Origin of the sequence: Brevibacterium sp. ZH18, assembly GCF_022748595.1 — a bacterium.
GTDB lineage: Bacteria > Actinomycetota > Actinomycetes > Actinomycetales > Brevibacteriaceae > Brevibacterium.
This window is the reverse complement of sequence record NZ_JALDSX010000123.1, coordinates 1-368: the sequence shown is the minus strand read 5'-3', so window position 1 is coordinate 368 and position 368 is coordinate 1. Positions and strand designations below refer to the sequence as shown.

The window sequence follows — 368 nt, the reverse complement described above, 5'->3', positions numbered from 1 at the left end:
TGGGACTGGTGATTGGGACTAAGTCGTAACAAGGTAGCCGTACCGGAAGGTGCGGCTGGATCACCTCCTTTCTAAGGAGCACACATAAGAACCCCTTCGTGGTCACCTCTCGTGTGGCTGGTTGGGTGCTCAAGGGTGGAACATCATTATCTTCGCTCATCCTTCTGGCTTGGCCACGGTATCTGCTGTGTGTCTGGTTGGGATCGGTGGGCTAGAGCGAATACGTTATTGGGTCCTGGAATCACAAACCCCACGCACGGTTGTGTGTGGGTTGTGGTTTCGCCAATGGACCGACCCAGGTCTGATGCTGCACTGTTTGGTGTGTGTGTTGGGGTGGTGTTTGGTAGTGGTTTGAGAATCGTATAGTG

General features: G+C 53.5%; 1 rRNA gene. It reads left to right on the top strand.

Features of this window, described 5'->3' with window-relative positions:
- Positions 1 to 71 (top strand): 16S ribosomal RNA (locus MPN20_RS17215); the annotation flags it as partial.
- Positions 72 to 368 lie beyond the last annotated feature (297 nt).